Annotated in this window: 23 protein-coding genes; 9 read left to right on the plus strand and 14 right to left on the minus strand. The window is 58.2% G+C overall.

What is annotated here, in order from left to right; all coding sequences use genetic code 11:
• Positions 1 to 38 precede the first annotated feature (38 nt).
• A complete protein-coding gene (locus DX909_RS03800) occupies positions 39 to 704 on the plus strand; it encodes a glycoside hydrolase family 19 protein (protein WP_128543716.1) in 666 nt (221 codons plus the stop codon).
• A gap of 50 nt (positions 705 to 754) precedes the next feature.
• Positions 755 to 2,263 carry an ATP-binding cassette domain-containing protein gene (locus DX909_RS03805; protein WP_128543718.1) on the plus strand — a complete coding sequence of 503 codons (1,509 nt, stop codon included), beginning with the start codon at positions 755 to 757 and terminating at the stop codon, positions 2,261 to 2,263.
• Here DX909_RS03805 and DX909_RS03810 read toward each other — a convergent pair.
• A complete protein-coding gene (locus tag DX909_RS03810; RefSeq protein WP_128543720.1) occupies positions 2,250 to 2,984 on the minus strand; it encodes an SDR family oxidoreductase in 735 nt (244 codons plus the stop codon). The two genes, DX909_RS03805 and DX909_RS03810, sit on opposite strands and share 14 nt — an antisense overlap.
• 275 nt (positions 2,985 to 3,259) lie before the next feature.
• On the opposite strand from DX909_RS03810, the gene DX909_RS03815 reads away from it, so the two are divergent.
• Positions 3,260 to 3,970 carry a head GIN domain-containing protein gene (locus tag DX909_RS03815; RefSeq protein ID WP_128543722.1) on the plus strand — a complete coding sequence of 237 codons (711 nt, stop codon included), beginning with the start codon at positions 3,260 to 3,262 and terminating at the stop codon, positions 3,968 to 3,970.
• 91 nt (positions 3,971 to 4,061) lie between these two features.
• On the opposite strand, the gene DX909_RS03820 is transcribed toward DX909_RS03815, so the two are convergent.
• The gene (locus DX909_RS03820; protein WP_128543724.1) at positions 4,062 to 4,496 is read right to left on the minus strand and encodes a DoxX family protein; all 435 of its coding nucleotides are present in this window, start codon (positions 4,494 to 4,496) and stop codon (positions 4,062 to 4,064) included.
• 117 nt (positions 4,497 to 4,613) lie between these two features.
• Here DX909_RS03820 and DX909_RS03825 point away from each other — a divergent pair, with 117 nt between their 5' ends.
• On the plus strand, positions 4,614 to 4,979 hold the full coding sequence (locus tag DX909_RS03825; protein ID WP_128543726.1) for a winged helix-turn-helix transcriptional regulator: 366 nt from the start codon (positions 4,614 to 4,616) through the stop codon (positions 4,977 to 4,979).
• Between the two features lie 113 nt (positions 4,980 to 5,092).
• Positions 5,093 to 6,724: an ABC-F family ATP-binding cassette domain-containing protein gene (locus DX909_RS03830; RefSeq protein WP_128543728.1), complete on the plus strand. Its 1,632-nt coding sequence runs from the start codon at positions 5,093 to 5,095 to the stop codon at positions 6,722 to 6,724.
• Positions 6,725 to 6,786: 62 nt separating this feature from the next.
• Here the strand turns inward: DX909_RS03830 and DX909_RS03835 are convergent, their stop codons facing one another.
• The 3 genes from DX909_RS03835 to DX909_RS03845 form a co-directional block, all read right to left on the minus strand.
• A complete protein-coding gene (locus tag DX909_RS03835; RefSeq protein ID WP_128543730.1) occupies positions 6,787 to 7,611 on the minus strand; it encodes a sterol desaturase family protein in 825 nt (274 codons plus the stop codon).
• Positions 7,612 to 7,914: 303 nt separating this feature from the next.
• The gene (locus tag DX909_RS03840) at positions 7,915 to 9,084 is read right to left on the minus strand and encodes a zinc-dependent alcohol dehydrogenase (RefSeq protein ID WP_128543732.1); all 1,170 of its coding nucleotides are present in this window, start codon (positions 9,082 to 9,084) and stop codon (positions 7,915 to 7,917) included.
• A complete protein-coding gene (locus tag DX909_RS03845; RefSeq protein WP_128543734.1) occupies positions 9,065 to 9,904 on the minus strand; it encodes an SRPBCC family protein in 840 nt (279 codons plus the stop codon). Before DX909_RS03845 ends, DX909_RS03840 begins: the two co-directional genes overlap by 20 nt.
• Before the next feature lie 209 nt (positions 9,905 to 10,113).
• Here DX909_RS03845 and DX909_RS03850 point away from each other — a divergent pair, with 209 nt between their 5' ends.
• Together DX909_RS03850 and DX909_RS03855 are read left to right on the plus strand one after the other, a co-directional pair.
• Positions 10,114 to 10,233, plus strand: coding sequence for a 30S ribosomal protein THX (locus tag DX909_RS03850; RefSeq protein WP_128543736.1), 120 nt, complete (start codon positions 10,114 to 10,116; stop codon positions 10,231 to 10,233).
• 222 nt (positions 10,234 to 10,455) lie between these two features.
• The gene (locus tag DX909_RS03855) at positions 10,456 to 12,273 is read left to right on the plus strand and encodes a tetratricopeptide repeat protein (RefSeq protein ID WP_164851187.1); all 1,818 of its coding nucleotides are present in this window, start codon (positions 10,456 to 10,458) and stop codon (positions 12,271 to 12,273) included.
• Between the two features lie 5 nt (positions 12,274 to 12,278).
• On the opposite strand, the gene DX909_RS03860 is transcribed toward DX909_RS03855, so the two are convergent.
• The 7 genes from DX909_RS03860 to DX909_RS03890 all read right to left on the minus strand — a co-directional run bounded on the left by DX909_RS03860 (position 12,279) and on the right by DX909_RS03890 (position 20,360).
• Complete coding sequence (locus DX909_RS03860) at positions 12,279 to 13,436, minus strand: LamG-like jellyroll fold domain-containing protein (RefSeq protein WP_128543752.1); 1,158 nt, start codon at positions 13,434 to 13,436, stop codon at positions 12,279 to 12,281.
• Positions 13,437 to 13,844: 408 nt separating this feature from the next.
• Complete coding sequence (locus DX909_RS03865) at positions 13,845 to 14,975, minus strand: T9SS type B sorting domain-containing protein (protein ID WP_164851188.1); 1,131 nt, start codon at positions 14,973 to 14,975, stop codon at positions 13,845 to 13,847.
• Positions 14,976 to 15,048: 73 nt separating this feature from the next.
• Positions 15,049 to 16,140: a Gfo/Idh/MocA family protein gene (locus tag DX909_RS03870; protein WP_128543755.1), complete on the minus strand. Its 1,092-nt coding sequence runs from the start codon at positions 16,138 to 16,140 to the stop codon at positions 15,049 to 15,051.
• Positions 16,141 to 16,194: 54 nt separating this feature from the next.
• Positions 16,195 to 16,821, minus strand: coding sequence for a gluconate 2-dehydrogenase subunit 3 family protein (locus DX909_RS03875; protein ID WP_128543756.1), 627 nt, complete (start codon positions 16,819 to 16,821; stop codon positions 16,195 to 16,197).
• Between the two features lie 3 nt (positions 16,822 to 16,824).
• A complete protein-coding gene (locus tag DX909_RS03880; protein ID WP_128543758.1) occupies positions 16,825 to 18,570 on the minus strand; it encodes a GMC oxidoreductase in 1,746 nt (581 codons plus the stop codon).
• A gap of 192 nt (positions 18,571 to 18,762) precedes the next feature.
• On the minus strand, positions 18,763 to 20,001 hold the full coding sequence (locus tag DX909_RS03885) for an RNA polymerase sigma factor (protein WP_128543759.1): 1,239 nt from the start codon (positions 19,999 to 20,001) through the stop codon (positions 18,763 to 18,765).
• 2 nt (positions 20,002 to 20,003) lie between these two features.
• On the minus strand, positions 20,004 to 20,360 hold the full coding sequence (locus tag DX909_RS03890) for a YciI family protein (protein ID WP_128543761.1): 357 nt from the start codon (positions 20,358 to 20,360) through the stop codon (positions 20,004 to 20,006).
• 110 nt (positions 20,361 to 20,470) lie between these two features.
• Here DX909_RS03890 and DX909_RS03895 point away from each other — a divergent pair, with 110 nt between their 5' ends.
• Both DX909_RS03895 and DX909_RS03900 read left to right on the plus strand, forming a co-directional pair.
• Positions 20,471 to 21,430, plus strand: a complete 960-nt coding sequence (locus tag DX909_RS03895) for an L-threonylcarbamoyladenylate synthase (RefSeq protein ID WP_128543763.1) — start codon at positions 20,471 to 20,473, stop codon at positions 21,428 to 21,430.
• A 1-nt stretch (position 21,431) separates the two neighbouring features.
• Positions 21,432 to 22,235, plus strand: coding sequence for a sterol desaturase family protein (locus tag DX909_RS03900; protein ID WP_128543765.1), 804 nt, complete (start codon positions 21,432 to 21,434; stop codon positions 22,233 to 22,235).
• A gap of 62 nt (positions 22,236 to 22,297) precedes the next feature.
• Here DX909_RS03900 and DX909_RS03905 read toward each other — a convergent pair whose 3' ends face one another.
• Positions 22,298 to 24,505 carry a M56 family metallopeptidase gene (locus tag DX909_RS03905; RefSeq protein ID WP_128543767.1) on the minus strand — a complete coding sequence of 736 codons (2,208 nt, stop codon included), beginning with the start codon at positions 24,503 to 24,505 and terminating at the stop codon, positions 22,298 to 22,300.
• A 40-nt stretch (positions 24,506 to 24,545) separates the two neighbouring features.
• Positions 24,546 to 24,905 carry a BlaI/MecI/CopY family transcriptional regulator gene (locus DX909_RS03910; RefSeq protein ID WP_128543769.1) on the minus strand — a complete coding sequence of 120 codons (360 nt, stop codon included), beginning with the start codon at positions 24,903 to 24,905 and terminating at the stop codon, positions 24,546 to 24,548.
• Positions 24,906 to 25,000 lie beyond the last annotated feature (95 nt).

Consider the following 25,000-nt stretch of genomic DNA (forward strand, 5'->3'; position numbering starts at 1 on the left):
GAGACACAGCTATTTACTAACCAACTTCCTCCACTGCCATGCTTACCTTCAATCGTAAGAAATTTTTCGATACCTACCGCGCCCGCTTCGGTCCGCTGACCCAGCCGCTGGTAGATGCCCTCGAATTCCTGCTCGCCCAGATCGAGCAGGACGACCGCTTTACCGATTCCGAAAAAGACCGTCGGCAACTGGCTTATTGTCTGGCAACCTTCAAGTGGGAAACCGCCCACACGATGCGCCCCATCGACGAAATTGGAACCACCGACCATTTCAACAAACGGTACGGCCCCGAAACCAAAGTGGGAAAGATGCTCGGCAACACCCTTCCCGGCGACGGCGCCCGCTTTCATGGCCGGGGATATGTGCAGCTGACCGGCCGTGCCAATTATGAACGGGCCGGAAAATTCCTGCACGTCGATCTGCTGGAAAATCCGGAACTGGCCGAAAAACCCGACCTGGCCTACCGCATTGCCGTCCAGGGCATGAAAGGCGGCTGGTTTACCGGCAAAAAGCTCGACAATTTCATCCGGGACGGTTTTCCGCCGGAATACGAAAGGGCCCGGTTCATCATCAATGGACAGGATAAGGCGCAGACCATTGCCGACCTGGCCCGCCGTTTCGATGAAGTATTACTGGCAGCCAAAGAAAAACCCGCTCCCCGCGTTATCCCGATCCGAAAATTGGAGCCGGCCCCTGCGAAATAAAAAATTCGGTACCATCTTTGGCACCGAATTGACCTTTCGCGTTCCCGGAAATGCATTCAATCCCCTTCCTTCAACTGGAAGATACCGCCCTGCGACGGCCTTCCGGTTTTGTGCTGAATCACCTGAACTGGTCGCTCCTGCCCGGCGAAAACTGGGCCGTCCTGGGGGCGACCGGTTCAGGGAAAAGCACCTTCCTCGATGCTCTGGCGGGCCGCCTGCCGGTTCTGACGGGCCGGTTTTCTCACCCGGTGGGGGTTCTTCGTGAAACGGTGGAGCGGGTCGCCAACGACTACGGTTTCGACCGCAACGTGGCCTCGTCCGCCCGGTTTTACCAGCAGCGTTTCAATGCCGACGCGGCCGACGAAGCGCCTACCGTTTGGGAAGTTCTTCAGAATCAGGTTCGCCCGCCCGGCACCGTCGATGAGCATTCCGTCTCCCTGGCCCCGCCGGCTTACCCGGAAGAATGGCTGGCCGATGTGGCGGAATGGGTTCAGATTACTCACCTGCTGGGCCGGAAGCTGACTTCCCTGTCCAATGGGGAAACCCGCCGGACGCTGCTGGCGCGGTCGCTGCTGCGTCGGCCCAGGGTTCTGTTGCTCGACCATCCTTTCGGCGGGCTGGATACCCAAAGCCGTGACCGTCTGCACCAGACGCTGAATCGCATTGCCCGGGAAGGAACGGCCCTCGTTCTGGTGACCTCCCCGCAGGAAATACCCGATTGCATCACTCACGTCGCGGAACTGGAAAACGGCGAAATGGTCTGGCAGGGTCCGAAAGCCGACCGGCCGGCGCCGGCGGAGGCCGCCCCGGAAATGCTGACCGATCCGGATCTGCTGCCCCGGTGGCTCCACCTGCCCCCGGCCCCTTTCGACCAGGCGGTGGAGATGCGCAGCGTTTCGGTCCGCTACGGCGAAAAGGAGGTGCTCAAAGCCCTGAACTGGGCGGTACGACGTGGTGAAAAATGGGCCGTGCTGGGTCCGAACGGATCGGGTAAATCGACCCTGCTCAGCCTGATTACGGCCGATAACCCGCAGGGCTACCGCAACGACTATTCCCTGTTCGACCGCCGGCGGGGCAGCGGGGAGAGCATCTGGGACATCAAACAGAACATCGGCTTCGTCTCCCCCGAGCTTCACCTTTATTTCCCGAGAGAGCAGCCGGTCTGGAAGGTGGTGGCGTCCGGTCTGTTCGATACGAGCGGCCTTTTCCGGAAACTTTCCCCGGACCAGGCCGAACAGACGGATTTTATGCTGGCCCTGCTGCGGCTCCAGCCTCTGCGTAACAAACGACTGGATCAGCTTTCGACTGGGGAGCAGCGCTGGGTGCTGCTGGCCCGGGCTCTGGTGAAAAACCCTCCCCTGCTGGTCCTGGACGAGCCCTGCCAGAATCTGGACCCGGCCCATATGAACCGGTTTCGGGACCTGATCGACGAACTTTGCCGCACCTCCGACCGCACGCTGCTCTACGTCTCCCATTATCCGGACGAAATTCCGCGTTGCGTAACGAACGTCCTGCGGCTGAACGAGGGGGTGGGAACGGTAGAAGTTACCGGTTCATGATCGGAAACATTTCCTCCCGTTTCGCGCGGAGGTTGACCGATGGCCCGACGGGCGCTTCCAGCATGTCGTTTTCAAGGGCGGTCATCGCGTCCCGCAGGAAGTCCTTGATGGGCATCCCGCCGTGGGATTGGCTTTTGTCTTCCCGCATGTCATGGCCCAGTTCGGTATCGACGGAAGGCGGAATGATTTCAAACACCTGCACGGGCGTATGCCGGAACTGATACCGCATCGACAACGTCAGGGAATGCAGGGCGGCCTTGGTGGCACAGTAAACCGGCATATGGGCTAAGGGCGCAAAGGCCAGACCGGAAGTTATATTGATGATGGCCGCCTGGGGCTGGGAGGCCAGCTGATGGGACAGCATCGAGGACAGGTGCACAGGTGCGATGAAATTGATTTCGACTTCCGACCGGACCCGATCCAGCGGCACGGGATCCGTCAGCCGGGTAGCCAGCTGAATCCCGGCATTGTTGATCAGTACGTTGGTCCGGGGATATTCCAGCATAATCCAGCGGCACAGGTTCTCCCGCTGAGAGGCATCGGCTACGTCGCACACCCGGGTAACGATTTCCGGGTTCTCTTTTCGGATGGCTTCCAGCCGGTCTTCCCGGCGGCCGCAAATGATGACCGTGTTGCCTCTTTTTAAAAATTCGAGGGCGAACCCAAGGCCGATTCCGGAGGTCCCACCCGTAATTAACATCGTATTTCCACTGGTCTGCATACTATCTGGTTGTTTTAAGTATTAATTCCCCAACCCTCTTTAGGGTGGCTTTGCTACGCATGTTTTGCTTTACCGGATAAACTCCCTTTCAGGGGTTGGGGTAAAAGCGGCATGCCGGAAAAAGACTGGATGGAGGGATACCGAAAAATCCCATTAGTCGGCAAATAGCACCGTTCAGGTTCAGAAAAGGCGATTTCAGTACGATTCTTTTTGATAGGCACACCGAAAGAGTCCAACTTTGCGGTCGAATCAATGCTCCATAAACAACAAATACGATGAAACGCTTTTTGTTTTTTGTTACCTTTCTTTTTGCCTCCGCAGCGGTCCTGACCAGCTGCAACCGTGAAGACGTCGGCCCCCAGCAGGATGGGCAGCGGACGTTTAACCTGGCCAACTTCGACCGCCTTGAAATGGGCAGCGGAATGAACATCACCGTCCGCCAGGGCAACGATTTCAGTATCGACGCCAAAGGAGACCAGCGCAATCTTGAAGATCTGGACGTTTATGTTACCAACCACACGCTGGTGGCCCGCTACCGTAACCAGCGCAACCGCAAATACGGCACTTCCTTTACCATCACGATGCCGACGCTGCGGGGCGCCAACTTCTCGGGCGGCTCGGATTCGGACGTTTCCGGCTTTCAAAATCTTCAGGAACTGGACATCGAGCTCTCCGGCGGCTCCGACGGCGACTGGCAGGTTCAGGCCGCCCGCACCAACATCCGGGTTTCGGGCGGGTCGGATCTGAATCTGAATGGGTCCGGCACGCAGCTGATCGCGGAGATTTCCGGCGGTTCGAACCTGCGGGCGTTCCCTTTTACGGCCGAATCGGCGGATATCAATGCCTCCGGGGCCAGCGACGCCGAAATCACGGCATCCCGGTCACTGACGGCCGAAGCCAGCGGTGCCAGCCATATCCGGTACCAGGGCGACCCGAAAAACGTAAACCAGAAATCTTCCGGGGCCAGCAAAATCGAACGGAAATAAGCGAAAAAGTAGGTTTGGAACGACGTAATCAACAAAAAACCGCAGCCGGGTTCGGCTGCGGTTTTTTGTTGGTTTGACGTCTGGTCGGAAATTATACCACCGAACGGGCCAACTTTTCCGGTTCGCCCTCGAAGCGGGCCTTTTTACGGGCATCGAGGCTGACCGGCCCGGCACCGAAATAGGCGATCAGGAGGGCCGCGCCGGTGATGGTGATATTTTTCATGAACATGACCTGATGAATCTGGTGCTGCATCGGATCCGTGAACGCCCAGAACGGGTGCATCATGAACGTAACCGGGAGCATGAATGCTACGATGGCCCAGGCCCCCCAGCGCGCCTTATAGCCCAGCAGTATGCTGAAACCGCCGATCAGGGCCAGCACGCCGGAGACCGGTACGAGGAGGTCGGCCATCGGCACCCCCGACGCGGCCGCGTGCTGAATCGGTTCTTTGGCAAAGTGGGCGAAACCCGCCCCGAGAAACAGGGGGGTGAACAACACCCGGCCTGCGACTGGCAAATACTTCATATCCTTTTTCCTTTAGGTAAAAAACTCAGTTGACGAAACAAACCTATCACAAATTGGTATACATTTGTAACCGGTTTCCTAAAGTATACCAGTATCCAATTCTATACCGACCTTCCCATGACCTTAAACCACACGATGAGCAATCCGGAATGCCGGAGACATCTGCTTCCCATCCGGGACGCCCTGGACATTCTGAGCGGAAAATGGAAACTCCAGATCCTGGTGTCGCTCCTGCTGGGCAATAAACGCTTCCGCGAAATGCAGCGGGAAGTGGACGGCATTACCGCCCGGATGCTGTCCAAGGAATTAAAGGAACTGGAGATGAACCGGCTGGTGAAACGCACCGTTCACGACACGACCCCCGTGACGGTGGAGTATTCGCTGACCGACTACGGCCGCTCCCTCCAGCCCGTGCTGACGGCCCTGGAAAACTGGGGGCTGGAACACCGCCGTCGCATCCTGACGGAAGCGCTGCCGGTCTGAACAGAAAGGCCCTGAACTCCCTAAATTCCAGCAAAAACCGCCCTTTCTCTCCGATTTTTCGTACCTTTGCCCCCAAGCCGGAAAGCCGGCCGATTCGACAAAAGAGAAACTGAATGATTACGGTACAAAACGTCTCGCTCCGCTACGGCAAACGGACCCTTTTCGAAGACGTCAATATAAAATTCACCCCGGGCAACTGCTACGGCGTCATCGGCGCGAACGGCGCGGGGAAGTCCACTTTTCTGAAAATTCTATCCGGGGAAATCGACGCCCAGACCGGTACGGTCAGCATCAGCCCGGGCGAACGCCTTTCGGTTCTGAAACAGAACCAGTTTGCCTTCGACGAGTTTCCGGTGCTGCAAACGGTGATCATGGGCAACGAGCGCCTGTATGCCATCATGCAGGAAAAGGATGCGCTGTATGCCAAAACCGATTTCACCGACGCCGACGGGGAACGGGCCGCCGAGCTGGAAGCCGAATTTGCCGAAATGAACGGCTGGGATGCCGAATCCGATGCGGCCTCGCTCCTGAGCGGCCTGGGCATCCAGGAAGACATGCACTACAGCCTCATGGCTGACCTGAACGGTTCGGAAAAAGTACGGGTCCTCCTGGCTCAGGCCCTTTTCGGGAATCCGGACATTCTGCTGCTGGATGAACCGACGAACAACCTCGACGTGGAATCCAGCATCTGGCTGGAAAACTTCCTGGCCAATTTCAGGAATACGGTAATCGTCGTCTCCCACGACCGCCACTTTCTCGATCAGGTCTGTACTCACATCGTCGACATCGATTTCGGCAAGGTCCGGTTTTATACCGGTAACTATTCCTTCTGGTATGAATCCAGCCAGCTGGCCCTGAAACAGCGTCAGGATCAGAACAAACGGGTAGAGGACAAACGGAAGGAACTCGAGGAATTCATCCGGCGCTTCTCGGCCAACGCTTCCAAATCGAAGCAGGCTACCTCCCGCCAGAAACTGCTCGAAAAGCTGACCATCGACGACATTCAGCCGTCGTCGCGGAAATACCCGTACGTCAACTTCAAGCCGGAACGGGATCCGGGCGACCAGATCCTGATGGTCGAAAACCTGAGCTATACGGGTGAAGACGGCGTCAAACTGTTCGACAACCTCTCCTTCTCGATGCAGAAGGGGGATAAGATTTTCTTTTTCAGCCGCGACGGACTGGCCGTGACCGCTCTTTTCGACATTCTGATGGGCGACCGGAAAGCCGACTCCGGAACCTTCAAATGGGGAGTGACCATCACGCCTTCCTATTTCCCGAACGACACCGGCCGCGACAAATTCTTCCAGACCGACCTCAACCTCGTCGACTGGCTGCGGCAGTATTCCGCCGAAAAGGATGAAAGTTTCATCCGTGGTTTCCTGGGCCGTATGCTGTTCTCCGGCGAAGAGTCGCTGAAGAAGGCAACGGTATTGTCCGGGGGCGAGAAAGTCCGCTGCATGCTGTCTAAAGTGATGCTCTCGGGAGCCAACCTGCTAGTGATGGACGAACCGACCAACCACCTCGACCTGGAATCCATCACCTCGCTCAACAACGGGATGATCGACTTTAAAGGGCCGATCCTGTTTACCTCCCACGACCACCAGTTCGTGCAGACGGTGGCCAACCGGATCATCGAGATCAGCCCGGCGGGTCACCTCGACAAACTGATGAGCTACGACGATTACCTGACCGACGAACGGGTCAAGGCCCAGCGCGAAGCCCTCTACCAGGCCGTCGCCTGATTCAATATTTAAAAAACAAAAAAGCCGCCTGAATCAGGCGGCTTTTTTGTTTTCGCCCTGGGTCAGGGAGGGCCGAACAGCGTCTCCCGGACCTGCCGGAACGACCGGGCTTTGCGAAGATCCCGGCCGATTTCGACCCAGACATGAAAATTCAGATACACGGGATTGTAGGATTCGACGGGCTTGGTCAGGCCGTAGACCGGCACCTCGTCCTCTTCCTGAAACGTACCCAGCAACCGGTCCCAAATGATCAGCGAGGAGCCGAAATTCTTGTCGATGAAACGCGGGTTGCTGCCATGATGTACGCGATGGTGCGAAGGCGTCACGAATATAAACTCGAACCAGGCCGGCATTTTGCGGATCACTTCGGTGTGGATCCAGAACTGATACAGCAGGTCGATCTGGTAACAGGTAAAGAGGATAACCGGATTGATGCCCGAGGCCCAGGCCGGGATGAAGAACAGCAGTTTCAGGTGCTGCGTCCAGGAATTCCGGAAGGCAGTGGTAAAGTTCAGGTGCTCCGACGAATGGTGGGTGACGTGGGTGGCCCACCAGACCCGCTGCTTATGGGCGACGCGGTGGGCCATATAATTGCAGAAATCGATGAGGAGATAGGCGATCGGCCAGGTCCACCAGACTTTGGGAAACCGCCAGGGCACAAGTTCGTAAAAAAACAGGGCGAAGGCAAAGACCCCCGTTTTCAGCAGGCCGTTGATGACCAGACTTCCGGCCCCGATGCCGACGGAAGACCAGAAATCCCGGCCCCGGTACCGGAGCTTGTCATCGTGGCGGGTCAACAAAAACTCAATCAGGACGGACCCCAGAATGACCGGTGTGGCATAGTTCATCAGAGGGAGCAATTCCTGCTCCAGTTGTTGGATATTCATTAGAATGTTGTTTACTGTTCATCCTAATGACAGCCGCAAGCGCACTTCCCCCTACGGAACGTATGAAAATTTTTACCACCCCCCGGCCCCTCCTTGTCAAGGAGAGGGTTAACTCTCTGAAACAGCATTGATTCTGAGAGGGTTTTAAAATAGAAGAGGGAGAAGCAAGGCTTCTCCCTCTTCTTAAAAATAACAAGGGACCACCCCCCGGCCCCCTCCTTATCAAGGAAGGGGTGGCTTCGCAGTGACTGAAAAGTGGCAGCGCGCACCCCCTCCTTATCAAGGAGGGGGCCGGGGGGTGGTTCAAGCCGCCGGCTCGAACACAACCCGCATCGTCTGCTTCTTGTTGAACATATCGTACCCGAGCATACCCTGATCGAGCGTCATCCGGTGCGTCAGCAGAAACGAGGGATCGAGTTTCCCGCTTTGTAGGTGTTCCAGCAGCTGCGGAATGTATTTCTGCGAGTGCTGCTGCCCCATCCGGAACGTCAGCGCCTTATTCATGGCCGCGCCCATCGGAACGGCGTCGATCAGACCGCCGTAAACACCCACGATGGATACCGTGCCCCCTTTCCGGCAGGCCACGATGGCCTCCCGAAGCACGATGGGCCGGTCGGTTTCCAGCCGCACGAACTGCTTGGCCTTGTCGTAGTAATAGTCCAGCCCCTCGCTGACGGCTTCCATCCCGACGGCGTCGATGCAGCTGTCGGGTCCCCGGCCGCCGGTCATTTCACGGAGGGCCTCCTGAATATTCACCTGCGAGAAGTCCAGCACCTCGGCTCCGCTGATTTCCCGGGCCGTCCGCAGCCGCTCCGGTTCACGGTCGATGGCGATGACGCGGGAAGCGCCGAGCAGGAAGGCGCTCTGAATCGCCATCTGGCCTACCCCTCCGCAGCCCCAGACCGCCACCACGCTGCCCGGCCTGATGTTCGCCATGTCCGCAGCCATGAAACCGGTCGGTACCGCGTCCGAAACGAATACCGCCGACTCATCGGTAATATTCTCCGGAATCACGAAGGCCCCATGGTCTGCAAACGGGACGCGGATGAACTCGGCATGGGAACCGGCATACCCGCCGAAGGCATGAGAGTAACCGAAGATGCCGGCCGTGGCGTCGCCGTATACTTTTTCAGGCATCCAGGCGTGGGGGTTGGAATTGTCACAAAGCGACCATTCCTGGCTTTTGCAGTAATGACACTCCCCGCAGCCGATGATCGACCCGACCACAACCCGGTCGCCCTTCCGGAGTTTTTTGACTTCCGACCCTACTTCCACCACCTCGCCCATGAATTCATGGCCGATGATGTCGCCCTCCCGCATGGAAGGTACATAGCCGTTGAGCAGGTGCAGGTCGGACCCGCAGACGGAGGAAAGTTTGACCCGGATGATGGCATCCTTCGGATTCAGAATGGCGGGATCGGGAACGCGCTCGGTGCGGAGGTCCCCGATGCCGTTATAACATAAGGCCTTCATGCTTTTCGTCGGTTGATGCGTATTCGGAGGAGGGTTTGTCGAGCGGCTGGTTTTCCTTCAGCCGACCGGAGGTCTGGCCTTTGATCGTGGCGATTTCGCCGGTCTCCATCAGTTGCTTGAACCGCCGGAGGTCCTGCTTGATCATCTGTTTGAAGGTTGGGTTGAACAACTTCATGATGGCCCCGCCCAATTGCCCGACCGGCGGCCGGTAATGGATGACGGCGTGAATTTCCGTTCCCTCGCCGTCCGGCGAATCCACAAACCGCACCTCTCCTGCATTGTCGATCCGGGCACCCTCGACCGATTTCCAGACGAGCCGTTCGTTTTCAACCTCCTCGATGATGCGGGCTTCCCATTCGACCTTCCCCAGCACCGAAGCCAGCTTCGTATCGGCCAGTTTGGCTACCCAGTGCGAACGTCGGGGGTCGATTTGAGTTACTTCTTTCAGGTGAAACATGAACCGGGGCAGATTTTCCAGTTGCCGCCAGTACTTGTAAACCTCTTCCCTCGGTCGATTGATGGTCAGGCTTTTGGAGATTTCGATGGCATCGGGCACCTGATTTTCGGCTTCTGCCGTATTACGCCCGATCCGTTCGCTGATGGGGCAATGGCCCGAGGCTCCCCGGTAAGCCAGGTACCCCCCCGCCAGAGCCGTCAGCAATGATCCCTGCCGAAGGCCGAACGTCAACAGAAACGCTCCTCCGGCCGCCGACCAGATGCGCTCCGTCGAGCCGACGTTCAGTCGGCTGGAACCGCTCACTTCCGGTTCGATCTGGCCGATTCCCAGCACCTGGGAAACCGGTTTTTTCTTGTCTGTCATACCTGCATTTGGTGTTTAAGGTTGGGACAACACTAACCCGGCACCGGTAGCCGGTGGGGCTTTCTTTCTGAACCGGAAGCCCGTCGGGATGTTTAAAAAAAGAGTGATCGGGCAGGAAACGCAGCCCGGATTTTTGTCGTTTATTGATATTCTTTGAAATATTTCATAGTATCGTCCTGTGTTTTTACTTCAATCCATCCTTCTGAGCTATGGGAAAAGGAGACGTTAAATCAAAACGCGGTAAAATCTGGCGGGGCTCCTATGGGGTCAAACGGCGGAGAATCAAAGGCGACAAAGCCAAAGTAGAAAAGGCCGTCAAGTCCGAATAACCACTCGAATCCGTACGAAGCCCCGCCCGTCGCGGGGCTTCGTACGGATTTCTCCTGCCTCCCTTAAAATCATTCCGTTCTATGGCAAAGTTAAGAACCCATCGAGCCGCCTTGCCGATTTCCAATTCTGTTGCACAAACATCAATAAAATCATCTGTTCCATCACCGGCTTCCCGGGTCCGATTTCGGAGGCCGGCCTTTGCTCTGCCAGTTCTGGCCCTTGTGGTGCTGTTCGCCTACTCGTTCGGCTTCTCCAACGATTTTGTGGATTGGGACGATGCGGAATATGTTTTCGGCAACCCCTATGTCCTGAACCCCACCCCTCAGCGTTTGCGAACGCTGCTCGACGCCGTGGTGGCGCTGAATTTCCACCCGCTGACCATGCTTTCCTTAGCGGCCAATTCCGCCCTGTTCGGCCCCGGCCCAACCTCGTTCATTCTTACCAATACCCTGATTCACGTCCTGAATACAGGGCTGGTCTATGGGCTGGCCTACCAACTTTCCCACCGGAACCGGCAGGTCGGCCTGTATACGGCCCTGATCTGGGGCCTGCATCCCATGCATGTCGAATCGGTCATCTGGGTTTCCGAGCGGAAAGATGTGCTGTACACCTTCTTCTTCCTTTCGGCCTGTCTGACTTACCTGAAATACCAGTCCGCTCCGGCAGCCGGGAAACCGGCCGGTTATCCTCTTCTTTTCATCACCTATATTTTTTTTGTACTATCATGTTTATCTAAAGCCATGGCCGTGGTTTTTCCGGTAGTTCTCCTGCTTCTCGACTTTATGCAGGCCGGTCCAGAAACCGGGTGGCAGGGGCGGCCTGGGGTAAACTCTCTGCTGGAAAAGCTTCCCTTCTTCGCGGTAGCCATCCTGTTCGGGCTCATTGCCGTGGATGTGCAGGCCGGTGGGGATTTTCACGGTCTGCTGGTTCGGATTTCCGAAAAGAAAGACGCCGTCGGCCAGGAACCGTTCGCAGCTCGCTGGCTGGTGTACGGCAGCTACGGCTTCACGATGTACCTGGTCAAACTCCTGCTCCCTTTCCGACTCTCGGCCTTTTACCCCTACCCGGAAGTCGTCACCCAAATCGAGGCCCGGCACTGGATCGGGCCGGTGGTTTTCCTGACCTGCCTCTTTCTTTGCCTGCGTGCCATCCTGAAACCGCAAACCGCCGGGCACCGGCTCCTCGGTTTCGGCCTCGGATTTTTCCTGGTTACCATCTTCCTGGTTCTTCAGTTCATGACCGTGGGAGCCGCCCTCATGGCCGACCGGTATAGTTACCTTTCCTATTTCGGCCTGATCTTCGGAATCGTCGCCGGAATATTCGCGGAAGGGAGACACCGGCCGTCGCTCATCCGGTGGAGAGAACCGGCTATTCTGCTCTTTGCGGCCCTGTGTTTCTACCTCACCACCCGCCAGGTTCAGGTCTGGAAAAACACCGAAACCTTATGGACGAACGCCCTGCGGTATTACCCGGAAAACGATCAGATCCGGGAGGGCCTGGGCGACTATTTCGGCAAACGAAACCGGATCGACGAGGCCCAGGCCCAGTTTGAAGCCGCCCTGGTCAACGGCAGCAACCGTTATCATTGTTATGAAGGATTAGCCAATGTGTACGGCCTGAAAGGCGACTTCCCGAAAGCTCTGGCCCTTTACGATCAGGCCATTCGCATGGATTCCACCAAAAGCGACGTCTTTTACAACCGGGGGCTGACCCTGAACAAGGTAGGCCGCTTTACGGAGGCCCTGCGCGACTTTGACCGGGCGCTGACGCTGGCTCCCGAACGGGATACCATCGTTCTGGCGGCCCGGGCTTATTCCCGAATGCAGTTGAAGCAGTACGGCCCCTCCCGGGATGATTACGACCGATTCCTGCTGCTCAAACCCGACGACCCGACGGCCTTCCACAACCGGGGCGTCGACCGGTATTATCTGGGTGACCTGAAAGGAGCCGTTGCCGACCTGCGGAAAGCCCTTGCCCTCAAACCGGACTATGAGGAGGCCCGGCGGAATCTCAGCCGGCTGGAGCGTTTAAACCGGTAAACTACTCATCGCTCGATGGTGATCCCTTCAGCGTTTTCCATCCGGGCGATGAGGCCCCAGCCGAAGAAGTCGTTGGTCAGCGCAATCAGCATTTCATTTTCACCGGCCTTCAGGGGCACTTCAAAGGAGGAGTTTTCGACGGAACAGCGTCCCCCCGGCTTTTTCATGATGGGCTGCCCGTACAGGTTCTTATCAAAATAAACCGGCTGCCGGTTGACGAAGACCCAGACTTCGTCGCTGAACCCGAAATCCAGCCGGCGTTTTTCATCGGTTTTGGCGGTGATGCGCGTCCGGAGCCAGATCAGACGGCGGCCCTCCGTTTTGCCGAACCGGCGCGTCAGATTGACCAGCCCCCGGCGTTCGGCTTCGACCGGCTCCCAGGCGGTTTCGGCCGTAGGAAGATCTTTTCCGGTCAGTTCCTGTCCGTAAGGCATCGATACCGGCTGGGTGACCGACCACTTCCGAAGGTAGCGCGGGTCGTGGGCGGTGGGGTCGATACCGGCCGTGGGAGCCAGCCCCTCGACGGCCTGCGGTTTGACCACGAGGTTGGCAATGACGGCTTTCCCCTGAAAGGCCAGACCGCCCTCCTTCGTATTGCCTTCCAGCTTCGGCACTTCGAGGGCCGGGCGGTTCAGGTCGTTGATGTACACCCGCATCTGTTCGCCCGAAATGACCAGTTTGACGTGGTTCCACTGATTGCGCCGGAATGACCCCGGACCCTGATAATATTCCAGCATGTCCCAGAGGTTGACCCCTTTGAGGATGGGCGCATACTGGATCGCCCAGCGGATGCCGGGGTCTACACCCCCGTCAACCCGCAGGTAGAAATATTCACTTTCCTGGTCGTTCTGACGGCGGAAATAAATTCCGGCAAAATTCGGGTCTTCGGGTTCCATGTCGAACTCGATGGTGCCGTTGGAAAAGTTGAGGTCTTTCAGCACCACCCGGTCCGAACTGGTCAGGAGCTGCAGCGCCGGGACGGCTTTGTGCTCCAGAAACCGGGCCTTTTCCGGTGGAAACTCCCAGCGGCCGGCCTCCATCGGAACCCGGATTTCAGCGGGTGATGCGGCCACGGCTCGCGCGGCCGATTTGTTTTTCTGGGCAAAAGCGGGAAGGGAAATCAGGAGGGCCAGGACCAGCCCGGTACGATGAACAAGATTCATGAGAATTGCCGGTTACGTTTACCGGTAAAGCTCCGCATTGGCTTTCAGGAGCCCCGTTCAGAAGTACGGCAAGTTCGTCCAAATTTCAACTCACTGTAAATGAATAGCATTAGGCAAGTTCAACGGTCGGTTAAGAGGTCGTCCGGGGAAGTGGTGAAGTGCCTGAAGGCACTACGTCGAGGGTTGCCGTCTATCGATAGCTTTAAACATTCGGTCGCTCTGCGACCCAAAGTTGGGCATTGTCTTCCGACCGGTTAAGTCATCCCGATGGGTTTGTCATCACTCCCGGTTTTCCATCATGCCCGGTTTGTCATCCCGACAGGGTGGGATGGCAATAGATTCGGGATGACAAAAGAAAAGGGAGATCAGATTGAAAGGAGAGGAGAATGGCGCTTCCCGAAACCAATTTTACCGGACCAGAAGCACGGAGCCACGTTTTTCCAGGGGGCGTTTACCCACCCGGGTGATCTCCAGCCGGTAGGCATAAGAACCGGCAGGGAGGGCAATTCCCTGTCGGGTGCCGTCCCAGCCGTCGGAGGTTTCGGTGGCCCGGAAAACCACCTCGCCCCAGCGGTTGAACACGGTGAGCCGGTAGGCGGAGATTCCCTCGGCCAGCGGAGCAAACCGGTCGTTGATGCCGTCTCCATTCGGTGAAAAGGCGTCGGGAACAAAAAAGGCCGAATCCGCTGAGGCCGGGGGCTCCGGCGCTGGGGGCACATAACAGACTTCCGGAGAATACCGATTCACCGAACAGGTATCCACCGACGACAGGCGGAAGCAGACCACCTGGGCGACCTCCGCCGGGAAACGAACCGCACCGTTTTCGATCTCGAAAATTTCAGCACCGGCCCGGAACGAACCGCCCGGAAGCCGCTGTTCGACGCGAAACGCCCGCCCGCCCGGATTCCGAATCTGAAGGGCCAGTTCCCCTGCACCGACCCGACTGACCGCTGCGATTTCCGGAACCTGCCCGGAAGTGGACGGCCGGAACGAAAGCCGGGTCGTGCCCCCGCAATTCCCGTATTTATGAACCCCCTGCACCGCAATGACCCGGCGGTCGTCGCCGGTGAAACGATGGACCGCCGAGGGTCGAAGGCCGTCCAGGGAGTCGGTCCGGCCATCGCCCCAATCGACCCGGTAAAAATCGTACTGGTACCGGGCCGCGTTCGGGATAGAGAGAGAAACCCGGTTTCCGCAGGATTGAACGGACACCTCGGGCGGCAGGGTGTCGTACACCTGCACGATCGAACAGGCTACCAATTGCCGCCCTTCGTGTTCAGACAGTTGTAGAATCCGGTACAGACCCGGCAGTCGGTAGGTGTAGACGGAATCGGTCGTAATCTGAGCCGGACGGACCGCTCCGCCCTGATAATCATAGACATAGCGGATATTTCGGGCGTCTTTCAACCCACTCGCGGTTTTCACCCGCAGGGGAACGCAGCCGATGCCCGGCGTTACGTACAGAGAGCCGGTGAAGGTTCCGGCTGCGGGGGTGCACTGATCCGGCTGGGCCAGAACCGCGGGTACGGCAAAAAGCATAAAAAAACCGCAAAGAACGCAGAGTAAACTCTTTGCGGTCCTGGCGGTTTTCATGGCTCCGGTTTCTAAAGCTTCAGGTCAGTTTCACGGACTGGCCGGATTTGGCCGCCCGGTAAATCGCTTCCACGATCCGGATGTCCTTCAGACCTTCTTCTCCGGGCACGGGCATGGCCCGGTTGTTCAGGATGTGGTCGGCATCGTCGTCCATCTGGTTGGCCTGCTGCCAGGGCACCTGATACGGATGGTCGATGACAATCCCGCCCGTGGCTTCTCCTTTCACCCCGGCGTAGGCCGAATACGGCTCCATATTCAGGGTTCCTTTTTCGCCCACCACTTTCAGATAGTTGACGTTCTGGCCGAAGCTGGTCCTGATGTTGGCCACGGCCCCGCTCGGAAATACCAGGCGGGCCACGGAAGTCTCATCCAGCCCGTTTTTGTAAATTTCCGGCCGGCTGGTCGATTGTTCGGCCGTCAGCGAAATGGGTTCTTCCCCGGTGGCCAGCCGTGCTCCCTGCAGCGAATAAACACCCATATCGTACATGACGCCCCCGCCGAGTTCCTTTTTCTGCTTCCAGTGGTTGGTGCGGTTTTCGACGTACCCGGCCGCACAGTTGACGGTCTTGATTTTTCCGATTTTTCCGTCCCGCAGGAGTTTGACGTACTGCTTGGTATTCGGCTCATGCTGAAGCCGGTAGCCGATGGCGAGCTTCTGTTTGTTCTTGCGACAGGCGTCGATCATGTCCTGGCATTCCCGTTCGGTGATGGCCATCGGTTTTTCACACCAGACGTGCTTTCCGGCATTCGCGGCCCGGATGACGTACTCCCGGTGCATGGAAGGCGGCAGCACGACATAGACCACATCGATGTCCTTGTTGTTGGCGATCTGGTCGAAGTTCTGATAGTTGTAGACGTTCTTTTCCGGGAGGTTATACTTCTTCATCCACTGCTCCGCCTTGGAGGGGGTGCCGGTTACGATCCCGGCAAGGTAGCATTTTTTCGTCTGCTGAAGGGCAGGGGCCAGAAGGTCGGTGCTGTAGTAACCCAGACCCACCAGGGCGATGCCCAGCCGGTCTTTTTTCTGCCATCCGGCGAGGGTCAGCGGGGAATAGGCGACGGAGGCCGCTACCAGCCCCGCCTGCTGAAGGAATATTCGACGTGAAGCCATAAGGGTCAGAAGTTAAAACCCGGCACCCGTCAAACCGGGTGCCGGGTGGAATGGTTATTCGTTTCCGGTCAGACCGTACTGCTTGAGCACATCGGCCGGCGGGCCTTCCCATTGGTTGGGGGTGTTCCCCATGTAACCGATGTCCTTGATGCCCATCTGGCTGGTAAAAAAGCCGGTGGCCGTAAAACCACGCATCAGGTTGAAGAAAGATACGCCCTGGCTTACCTCCGGCGTCGCTTTTTCGGGATAGGCGATCAGCTCGACCATCTCGATCTGCTGGGCTTTCAGGCATTCGGCGAACTTCTTGCCGTAGCGTTTCACCATCTGGTTGTCGAGCCAGCGGAGGCCGCCCCGGAAGGGCGTCTGGAGCCGCGGCTGGTCTTTCACCATGAACTCGATGAACGCCGGAACCCCGGCCTGCGAGGCACTCCCCGACCGGCTGTCGGCCGGAATGATGATGTCCGAAAGAACGGTCAGGGTCTGAAGCTCCTGCGGGGTGAAAAATTTCTCCGCCATCAGCTTCGCGTCGCGCTCGGCCTCAAATTTCTGACGGCCGCCCGGAATTTTCACCGGTTTGACGTCGGGGGGCGTCAGCGTCTCGGCAGCCGCGATCTGGGGGTTCAGGCCGGCCAGACCTAAGCTGCTCAGGGTTATGGTTTTAAGAGAATCTCTCCGTTTCATAGCTTAGATATTCTTCTGTTTAACCTGATCGATGATGTAATCGGATACCCGCCAGGAGTTGGCCAGGATGGTCCAGGTCACGTTTTTATCGCCCTGTGAAGGGAATGCGGCCGCATCGACCACGAACAGGTTCTTGACGTCGTGAGCCTGCGAGTATTTGTTCAGCACCGAGTTTTTCGGGTCGCTGCCCATCCGGGCGGTACCGACTTCGTGGATGATCTTTCCGGGCGCTTCCAGACCGTAGTTGTTTTCCGGACCGGGTTTGTTGCCCATCGGCATCCCGCCCAGGGCATGAATGATCTCTTCGAAGGTATCCTGCATGTGCTTGGCCTGCTTGACCTCGGCATCCGACCATTTGTAGTTGAACCGCAGCGTCGGAATCCCGTACTTATCGACCGTGTTCGGGTCGATTTCGCAGTAGTTGCTCTCCAGAGGCACCGGCTCACCGCGACCGGCCATCCCGATGTAGGCGCCGTAGAACCGCCGGTAGTCATCTTTCAGACCCGCACCGTAGCCGCCGGCCGGTTTCATCTTGCCGTCGCGGCCTGCTACCTTGCCGTTCAGCCCTTCGATGCCCATCCCGAACCCGTACATCGGCATGCCCATACCGCCCCCGTACTCGATGTGGTAGCCGCGCGGGAAGTCGAGTTTGGAGTTGTCGAGCCACCAGGGGGTAAAGACGTGCATCCCGCCGACCCCGTCCTCGTTGTAGCGCTTGCGGTCCATCAACGCCGGGATAAACGCACCCCGGGAAGCGCCAGTGGAGTCGTTCAGGTACTTGCCGACCACTCCGCTGGAGTTGGCCAGACCGTTGGGGAAGCGGGCTGATTTGGAATTCAGCAGCAGCCGGGCGGTTTCGCACGTACTGGCGGCCAGCACCACGACCTTGGCCTGCACGGTCTGCTCGGTCATCGAAACCGTATCGACGTAGGAAACGCCGGTCGACAACCCGGTTTTGGCGTCGGTCAGGACTTCGCGGGCCATGGCATTGTTGATCAGCGTGACCTTGCCGGTTTTCACGGCCGGAATACAGAGCACCGACGAGGACGAAAAGTCGGCGTAGGCCTGACAGCCCCGGCCGCACTGGGCGCAGTAGAAACAGGCTCCGCGTTCGTTGTTGATGGTTTTGGTCAGGATCGAAAGCCGCGACGGTATCACCGGGATACCGATGTTCTTGCCGGCTTTTTTCAGCATCAGTTCGTGCAGTCGGGGTTTCGGGGGCGGCAGAAAGATACCGTCCGGTTCGTTCTTCAGACCTTCCTTTGAGCCGAATACCCCGATCAGTTTATCGACCTTGTCGTAGTACGGAGCAAAATCGTCGTAGCCGAGGGGCCAGTCTTCTCCGATACCGGTCATGGATTTGCGCTTGAAGTCGTCCGGGCCGAAACGCAGAGAAATACGGCCCCAGTGGTTGGTCCGTCCGCCGAGCATCCGCGAACGGAACCAGTGAAATTCGGTTCCTTTTACCGCTGAGTAAGGTTCACCTTCAATTTCCCATCCGCCGTAGGCTGCATCGAAATCACCGAAGGCGCGGGTGGTTCCGGCACCCCGACGGGGAGATTCGTACGGCCATTTCAGCTGGGTAATGTACTTGGGGTCGGCCGGGTCGTAATAGCCGCCTGCTTCGAGCAGGACAACGTTGGCCCCGGCCTTGGAAAGTTGATAAGCTGCCATTCCGCCCCCGGCTCCGGAGCCTATAATGGCAACATCATAAACCTTCGGAGCCTTTTTAATCTGAGGAATGTCCATTGAATTAAGGTTTAGTGAGGAGATCACTGTTTTGTTACTATAAAGCAGCCTAAAAGTACTATGATTACCGCAAACAATCTATAGTTAAGGGCAGAATACAGCCGATTCCTCAAAAAGTCATGAGGTGGGGCCAAAACCGGATACGCCGGAAGTCCGGACGGACTTCAGGGGAAGAAAAGGAGGGGTGCGGTATCAAATCCGCAGGAGTTTCTGCTCCAGCAGTCGTTTTTCGGGACCGGAGGTGGTCAGTTCCAGGGCCATCCGATAGTGCGGTCCGGCCCGGTCGGGCTGGCGGGTCTGTTCGTAGAGGTCACCCAGGACCGCGTGGTAATACTGATTTTTCTCCAGCCCCTGGATCTGAAGGACCGTGATCAGGGCTTCCATCGGCCCTTCGGCCCGGGCCAGGGCCACCGCCCGGTTCAGGGCCACGACGGGGGTCGGTTTCCTTTCCAGCAGTAGGTCGTAATACTGAAGAATAAGGGTCCAGTTGGTAGAGGCAAAATCCGGGGCTACGCAGTGCTGCATGGCGATGGCGGCCTCCAGATGGTACTCGGTCAGCTCCTCCCCTTCCGCCGACCGGGCCAGGTATTGCCTGCCGCGCTCGATCAGGTCGGGGTTCCAGCGGGTCCGGTCCTGATCTTCCAGCAGAATCACGTCGCCTTCGCCGGAGGTGCGGGCATCGAAGCGGGCGGCCTGAAAGCACATCAGGGCCAGCAGGGCACCGGCGGCCGGGGCGTCGGTGAGCGGGTGCCGGGTCAGAAGCAGGTTGAGCCGCATGGCCTCCGAACACAGGTCCTGGCGGATAAGCATGTCGGGATGGGACGAATTATAGCCCTCGTTGAATAACAGATACAGACTTTTCAGGACGGAGCGCAGCCGGGCCGGGAGCTGAGGGCCGGACGGCACTTCAAGCCGGATTTCGTCATTGCGGATTTTCTCTTTGGCCCGATAGAGCCGTTTGGTGATGGTTTCCTCGCCGGTCAGGAAGGCGCCGGCGATTTCCCGGACGCTCAGCCCGCAGAGGATTTTCAGGCACATCGTTACCTGCGCTTCAAAGGCCAGGGAAGGATGGCAGCAGGCAAACAGCATCCGGAGCTGGCTGTCCGTAATCTCCTCCTCGAAAAAATACCGCTCGAACATGGCTTCCTCCTCCCGGCTTTCCCGGGCCATTTCTCCGCTGATTTCCCGAAACTGCTTTTCCCGCCGAAGCAGGTCCAAGGCCCGGTTTCGGGCCACCCGGTAGAGCCAGGCCGAGGGATGGTCCGGGATGCCGTTGAAGGGCCAGGTCCTGAGAGCCTGAACCATCGTATCCTGAACAATGTCCTCGGCCTGTTCGACCCGGTCGAACCCCAGCAGGCGGGTCAGCACGGATACGATCCGGCCCGCTTCGTGCCGAAACAGATGTGCGACCAGCTGAGTGGGTTCGGTCATCTTCAGGCAAAATTCATGATCTGCCGGACTTCCACCGAATTACCCGGCCCCTCGAAATGCGGGCAGCCATGCGCCAGTGAAACCGCTTCGTCGAAGGATTCGGCCGTCATAACCAGGTAACCGCCGACGATTTCCTTGCCTTCGGTGTACGGCCCGTCGGTCACCACCTTACCTCCTTCGGTCATCACCTTCCCGCTCGGGAGCAGGGCTTCGGTTCCGATGAGTTTGCCCTGGGCCGCGATACCGCCGATCCATTGGTTCCATTTTTCAATTTCGGCCTGGATCTGTTCAGGCGATTTCTGGTTGAATTCGAGTTCGGCCGAGTTCGAACTGTGGAAGACGAGCATGAATTTTTCCATGATAAACAGGTGGTTTGAAAGTGAACAAGTTGATTTTCCTCCTTAAGACGAACGGGGAAACGCAAACCGGACACGTAAATAAAAAAAATTTTATCCTGTACCTTTGCGGCATGGCTGAAACCGGAACCCATATTGAAACCGCAAAGAAATTACTCGAAGCCGGGGAGGTGATCGGTATTCCGACCGAAACGGTATACGGTCTGGCCGGCAACGCCCTGGACCCGGAGGCCGTCCTGAAAATTTTCCGGGTTAAAAACCGGCCTTCCTTCGACCCGCTGATCGTGCACACGGATACGCTCGGGAAAGTGGAACAGTTCGTCAAAACCCTTCCTGACCCTGCCCGTCGGCTGGCGGACCGCTTCTGGCCGGGGCCGCTCACCCTGCTGCTTCCCAAAAAGCCGGTCATTCCCGATCTGGTGACCTCCGGGCTGGATCATGTAGCCGTTCGAATTCCCAACCATCCGCTGACCCTCCAGCTGCTGGCCCGTCTCGACTTTCCGCTGGCCGCTCCGAGCGCCAACCCGTTCGGATACATCAGCCCGACCGCGGCCGGCCATGTCGTCGACCAGCTCGGCGATCAGATCCCCTACGTACTCGACGGAGGCTCTTCTCAGGTCGGTATCGAATCCACGATCATCGGTTTTTCGGAAGGCGGCCCGGTCGTGTACCGGCTGGGAGGAATGTCGCTCGAACAGCTGGAAAAGGTGGTCGGGAAGGTGTCGGTTCGGAGCCATTCGACCTCCAACCCGAAGGCGCCGGGGATGCTCAGCAGTCACTACGCTCCACGCATCCCGGTGGTGCTTCAGACTCCGGAAGCGGCCCTGAAAGACCATCTGCCGGAGCGAATCGGCGTGCTGGCCTTCCGGCATATTTCGCCCCTGATCCCAGCCGAGCAGCAGCAGATTCTTTCCCCGGCGGGCGATGAAACCGAGGCCGCCCGTCATCTTTTTGCTGCCATGCGTTCGCTGGACGCAATGAACATAGACATTATCGTTGCAGAATTGTTACCGGATATGGGACTGGGCCGCGCCGTCAACGACCGACTGCGCCGGGCCGCCGTGAAACTGTAATATGCCTGACTTCACTGAACCTGCGGTTTTCTGGTCGACCGCGTTTTTTCTCTTCTGCGGTATTTTCGGGCGGTATCTGTTGTTTGCCGCCGTATTTTACTGGGTATTCAAAGTGTCTTTCCGTCACCGGTTCGCCGAACGTGAGGTGCAGAACCGCCCCCGCCGGGCCGGGCAGGTGGGCAGGGAAATCGGCTGGTCGCTGCTGACCTCGCTCATTTTCACCGCTATCGGCATGGGCCTGGTGCTGGCCTGGCAGATGGGCCTAACCCGGATCTACCTGGACCTGGGCGACTACCCGCTGCTCTGGTATGTGGTGAGCATTCCGCTGGTGCTGTTCCTGCACGAGACGTACTATTACTGGCTGCACCGGTGGATGCACCGGCCGGGGGTATACCGGTGGCTCCACAAGACCCACCACGAAAGCATTACCACCTCGGCCTGGACCTCATTTTCGTTTCACCCCCTGGAGAGCCTGCTTCAGGCGGTATTTATCCCGGCCATGGCGTTCCTGATGCCGCTGCACCTGTCGGCCATCGCCCTGATTCTCACCATCATGACCACCACCTCGGCCATCAACCACCTGAATACCGAAATCTACCCCCGGGATTTCAACAACCACTGGTTCGGCCGGTGGCTCATCGGCGCGACCCACCACAGCCTGCATCACTCCCAGTTCCGGTTCAACTACGGGCTGTACTTTACGTTCTGGGACAAGTGGATGAACACTGAAAGTCCGGATTTTATCAGACTGTTCCGGCAGAAGACCGGACCAAAAAAAGAAGCGAAGATCCCCTCGGATTCCTGAAAACCCGGTGGTTCCTCACTTCTTTCCGGACATACCGTTCCGGCATCACCTCAGCACTGGTTTCAGGCTACCCTGCCGGCCGGCAGTGGTTTTTCGGAAAAGTTATAGGAGGTTTTGGTAGCTGCTTTGGCGGGCGCCGGGCCGGACTTCCAGGTAGCCCCGGCCCGTTTTCCCGATGTCCCCTTGGATTTGAACTTCACCCTCGTCGGGCGGGCGGGCTCCAAGCCCGGGCTTGCCGCACGGCCGGATCGACGTGCCGGTGCCAGGGCCGGAGCCGCCGGGGCATCGGGAACCTCCGGTGCCTGCGGTGCAACCGGGGCGATGGCCGGTTCAGGCAGGTCGGCAACGACGGCCGGTTCCGCCGGAGAAGCCGGCTTCGGGGGGCGGGGCATATCAGCCGGGCTGTCATACCGTTTACCGTTGTACCAGTAGGCCCCTTTTACCCCGGCCGGGGCCGGTTTCGGACTTTTCGGGACTTTGGCCGGGCGCGGGGTCGCGGGGGGCACGGGGGCGATGGCCGGAGCCGGTTCCGGGGCTTCGGGCGGTTCCGGCATTTCAAGCGTATCGATCCGGTTCAATTGCAGATGCAGCTGCTGCACCTCGTTCAGGTGCCGGGCCGATTCTTCGATAATCCGGGAGGCCCGTTCTGAAAAGGCGCCCATCGAGTCGTGCAGCACCCGCAGTTTTTCCTCCGTCAATTCCCGGAGTTTCTCATGCAGGCCGTTTATTTCCCGCTCGTTCATTTGTTCGAGCCGTTTCTGGTTCATCGCAATCTCTTCCTCGACCTGCCGGAGTCGTTTCATTTCGGCGGCCGTCAGTCCGTTTTTACCCTGCCCGCGTTTCATTTCCAGCGTAGCGGCCTCCTGTAACTTTCGATCCATTTCGACCTGAATCCGGCGCATTTTCTCTACTTCCTGACGCATAACCTGATCGGACCGCTTCATCGCTTCGTCCTGGAGCTTCATTTCCTGATCGAGCCGGGACAGGGGCACTTCCAGTTTCTGCAATTCACGGTCGAGCCGTTCCATTTCCATTTCGTGCCGTTCCAGATTTACCCGAATCTGTTCCTCGACCTTCGGGTCCAGCGTGTCGTTCTCCACGGTAAGGATGACCTTTTTTCCGTTCGGGTCCGTTTCGATCCGGTAGGTTTCCCCTGTCTTCACTTCAATTTTCTCCGTGACCTGAATGGTGGTATCGCGATCGGTTCGCCGGGTACCGGACCCGGCCGGTTTGCGGACCTGCTGCCCCACCACCAGACCCGCGAAAAGGAGCAGGCAGACGGCAACGGCGATTCCGTTGCTGTTCAGAGCCGGTTTTTCCTCGGCGATCCCGATCACGCGCTTTACCCGCTGGAGCAGCGACTGTCGGCGGGCTCCGAACGCCATGGCGAGGACCGGAGCCGACAGACTGGCCTGCCGGCGTTCCTCGATATGGACCAGCGCCTGCGCCAGACTCGTCCGGTCACCGCACAGCCGGATCGCCACGTCGTCGCAGCAGTGTTCGCGTTCCTCCCGCACCCGGGCCGAAAGCCACCAGGTGGCCGGATGGAAGAAAAAGACCACTTCCACGACGGACTGAAGGATATTGATCAGGTAGTCGTATCGGTAAATGTGGGCCAGTTCGTGGGCCAGAACGGCTTCCAGCTGCCGGGGAGACAGGCCGGTCAGCAGACCGACCGGAAGCAATACCACCGGTTTAAGCCAGCCGATGGTCATCGGAACCGGGATTTCGGCGGACTCTATCAGCCGGACCGTTTTTGAAACGCCGAGGTCGGCGGCCAACTGTTTCAGGTAAGTCGACCAGGCTTCGGGAGCGGGCCGGACGCCCTGCCGGGTCAGGCGCTGGACCATCATCCACCCCCCGATGAGCCGGACCAGGAGCATACCGGCCCCCAGAATCCAGAACCCGACCACCAGCGGCAGATACTGGTTGAAAAAGTGGTTGAGGCCGGAAAGCCAGGAGGTGGCCGAAGACGCCATTCCGGTTTCGGCCGCCTGCCAGACGAGGGCCACCCGGCGGCCATCCGGCATCATGGTCAGGCTCCGGCCGGGACTGTGACAGACAGCCATCGTTCCCAGAAAGAGCAGCATCTGAAGGGCCATAGCTCCCATCGCGATGGTATACCTCACGGCCGCAGGCCGGAACCGGGTCAGACGCAGCAGCAGGGCAGCCCCGAGCGTAAGGGCGGTTCCCTGCCAGATCGAGTGGAGGAGGGCCCATCCCAGGGCAACCACCATCGGCTCCGCGAAAAAGTCAGAAAATGTCGTCATAGCCTTGTTTTTTAAGGGCGGATCGGGGTTCGCCGGGCGGTTATTTCAATTGGTCGATCAGTCGTTTCAGTTCATCGAGTTCCTGGGGGGTTGCCTTGCTGTTGCCCAGGGCCTGCATGACCAGCTTCATGGCCGATCCCCGGAAGGCGGTATCCACAAACCGGTCGATCAGGTGCTTCTGCGTCTCCTCTTCACTCAGGAGAGCCTCATAAACGTGGTATCTCCCCTCCTCGGTACGGCTCAGGATTGCCTTCTCATGCATGATCTGCATCAGTTTGAGGGTGGTGGTGTATCCCACCTCCTTCGCCTGGTTGAGCTGCTCGTTCACCTGGCGGACGGTGCTGGGACCTTTCTCCCAGAGTACCTGTAAAATTTCGAGTTCGGATTCGGTCGGTTTCATAATCGGACTGGAAGTAACCTGATGTTGTTCAACGGTTCGGACGCGGCCTGTCAAGCATTACGAAAGGCTTCGTAACAAAGGTATACGAATCATTT

It is taken from the genome of Larkinella soli, assembly GCF_003703975.1.
Lineage (GTDB): Bacteria > Bacteroidota > Bacteroidia > Cytophagales > Spirosomataceae > Larkinella > Larkinella soli.

What these genes read in the sequence shown, in the direction of transcription:
- DX909_RS03800 (WP_128543716.1), top strand. Translation starts at nt 39, where the DNA reads ATGCTTACCTTCAATCGTAAGAAATTTTTCGATACCTACCGCGCCCGC.
- DX909_RS03805 (WP_128543718.1), top strand. Translation starts at nt 755, where the DNA reads ATGCATTCAATCCCCTTCCTTCAACTGGAAGATACCGCCCTGCGACGG.
- DX909_RS03810 (WP_128543720.1), bottom strand. Translation starts at nt 2,984, where the DNA reads ATGCAGACCAGTGGAAATACGATGTTAATTACGGGTGGGACCTCCGGA.
- DX909_RS03815 (WP_128543722.1), top strand. Translation starts at nt 3,260, where the DNA reads ATGAAACGCTTTTTGTTTTTTGTTACCTTTCTTTTTGCCTCCGCAGCG.
- DX909_RS03820 (WP_128543724.1), bottom strand. Translation starts at nt 4,496, where the DNA reads ATGAAGTATTTGCCAGTCGCAGGCCGGGTGTTGTTCACCCCCCTGTTT.
- DX909_RS03825 (WP_128543726.1), top strand. Translation starts at nt 4,614, where the DNA reads ATGACCTTAAACCACACGATGAGCAATCCGGAATGCCGGAGACATCTG.
- DX909_RS03830 (WP_128543728.1), top strand. Translation starts at nt 5,093, where the DNA reads ATGATTACGGTACAAAACGTCTCGCTCCGCTACGGCAAACGGACCCTT.
- DX909_RS03835 (WP_128543730.1), bottom strand. Translation starts at nt 7,611, where the DNA reads ATGAATATCCAACAACTGGAGCAGGAATTGCTCCCTCTGATGAACTAT.
- DX909_RS03840 (WP_128543732.1), bottom strand. Translation starts at nt 9,084, where the DNA reads ATGAAGGCCTTATGTTATAACGGCATCGGGGACCTCCGCACCGAGCGC.
- DX909_RS03845 (WP_128543734.1), bottom strand. Translation starts at nt 9,904, where the DNA reads ATGACAGACAAGAAAAAACCGGTTTCCCAGGTGCTGGGAATCGGCCAG.
- DX909_RS03850 (WP_128543736.1), top strand. Translation starts at nt 10,114, where the DNA reads ATGGGAAAAGGAGACGTTAAATCAAAACGCGGTAAAATCTGGCGGGGC.
- DX909_RS03860 (WP_128543752.1), bottom strand. Translation starts at nt 13,436, where the DNA reads ATGAATCTTGTTCATCGTACCGGGCTGGTCCTGGCCCTCCTGATTTCC.
- DX909_RS03865 (WP_164851188.1), bottom strand. Translation starts at nt 14,975, where the DNA reads ATGCTTTTTGCCGTACCCGCGGTTCTGGCCCAGCCGGATCAGTGCACC.
- DX909_RS03870 (WP_128543755.1), bottom strand. Translation starts at nt 16,140, where the DNA reads ATGGCTTCACGTCGAATATTCCTTCAGCAGGCGGGGCTGGTAGCGGCC.
- DX909_RS03875 (WP_128543756.1), bottom strand. Translation starts at nt 16,821, where the DNA reads ATGAAACGGAGAGATTCTCTTAAAACCATAACCCTGAGCAGCTTAGGT.
- DX909_RS03880 (WP_128543758.1), bottom strand. Translation starts at nt 18,570, where the DNA reads ATGGACATTCCTCAGATTAAAAAGGCTCCGAAGGTTTATGATGTTGCC.
- DX909_RS03885 (WP_128543759.1), bottom strand. Translation starts at nt 20,001, where the DNA reads ATGACCGAACCCACTCAGCTGGTCGCACATCTGTTTCGGCACGAAGCG.
- DX909_RS03890 (WP_128543761.1), bottom strand. Translation starts at nt 20,360, where the DNA reads ATGGAAAAATTCATGCTCGTCTTCCACAGTTCGAACTCGGCCGAACTC.
- DX909_RS03895 (WP_128543763.1), top strand. Translation starts at nt 20,471, where the DNA reads ATGGCTGAAACCGGAACCCATATTGAAACCGCAAAGAAATTACTCGAA.
- DX909_RS03900 (WP_128543765.1), top strand. Translation starts at nt 21,432, where the DNA reads ATGCCTGACTTCACTGAACCTGCGGTTTTCTGGTCGACCGCGTTTTTT.
- DX909_RS03905 (WP_128543767.1), bottom strand. Translation starts at nt 24,505, where the DNA reads ATGACGACATTTTCTGACTTTTTCGCGGAGCCGATGGTGGTTGCCCTG.
- DX909_RS03910 (WP_128543769.1), bottom strand. Translation starts at nt 24,905, where the DNA reads ATGAAACCGACCGAATCCGAACTCGAAATTTTACAGGTACTCTGGGAG.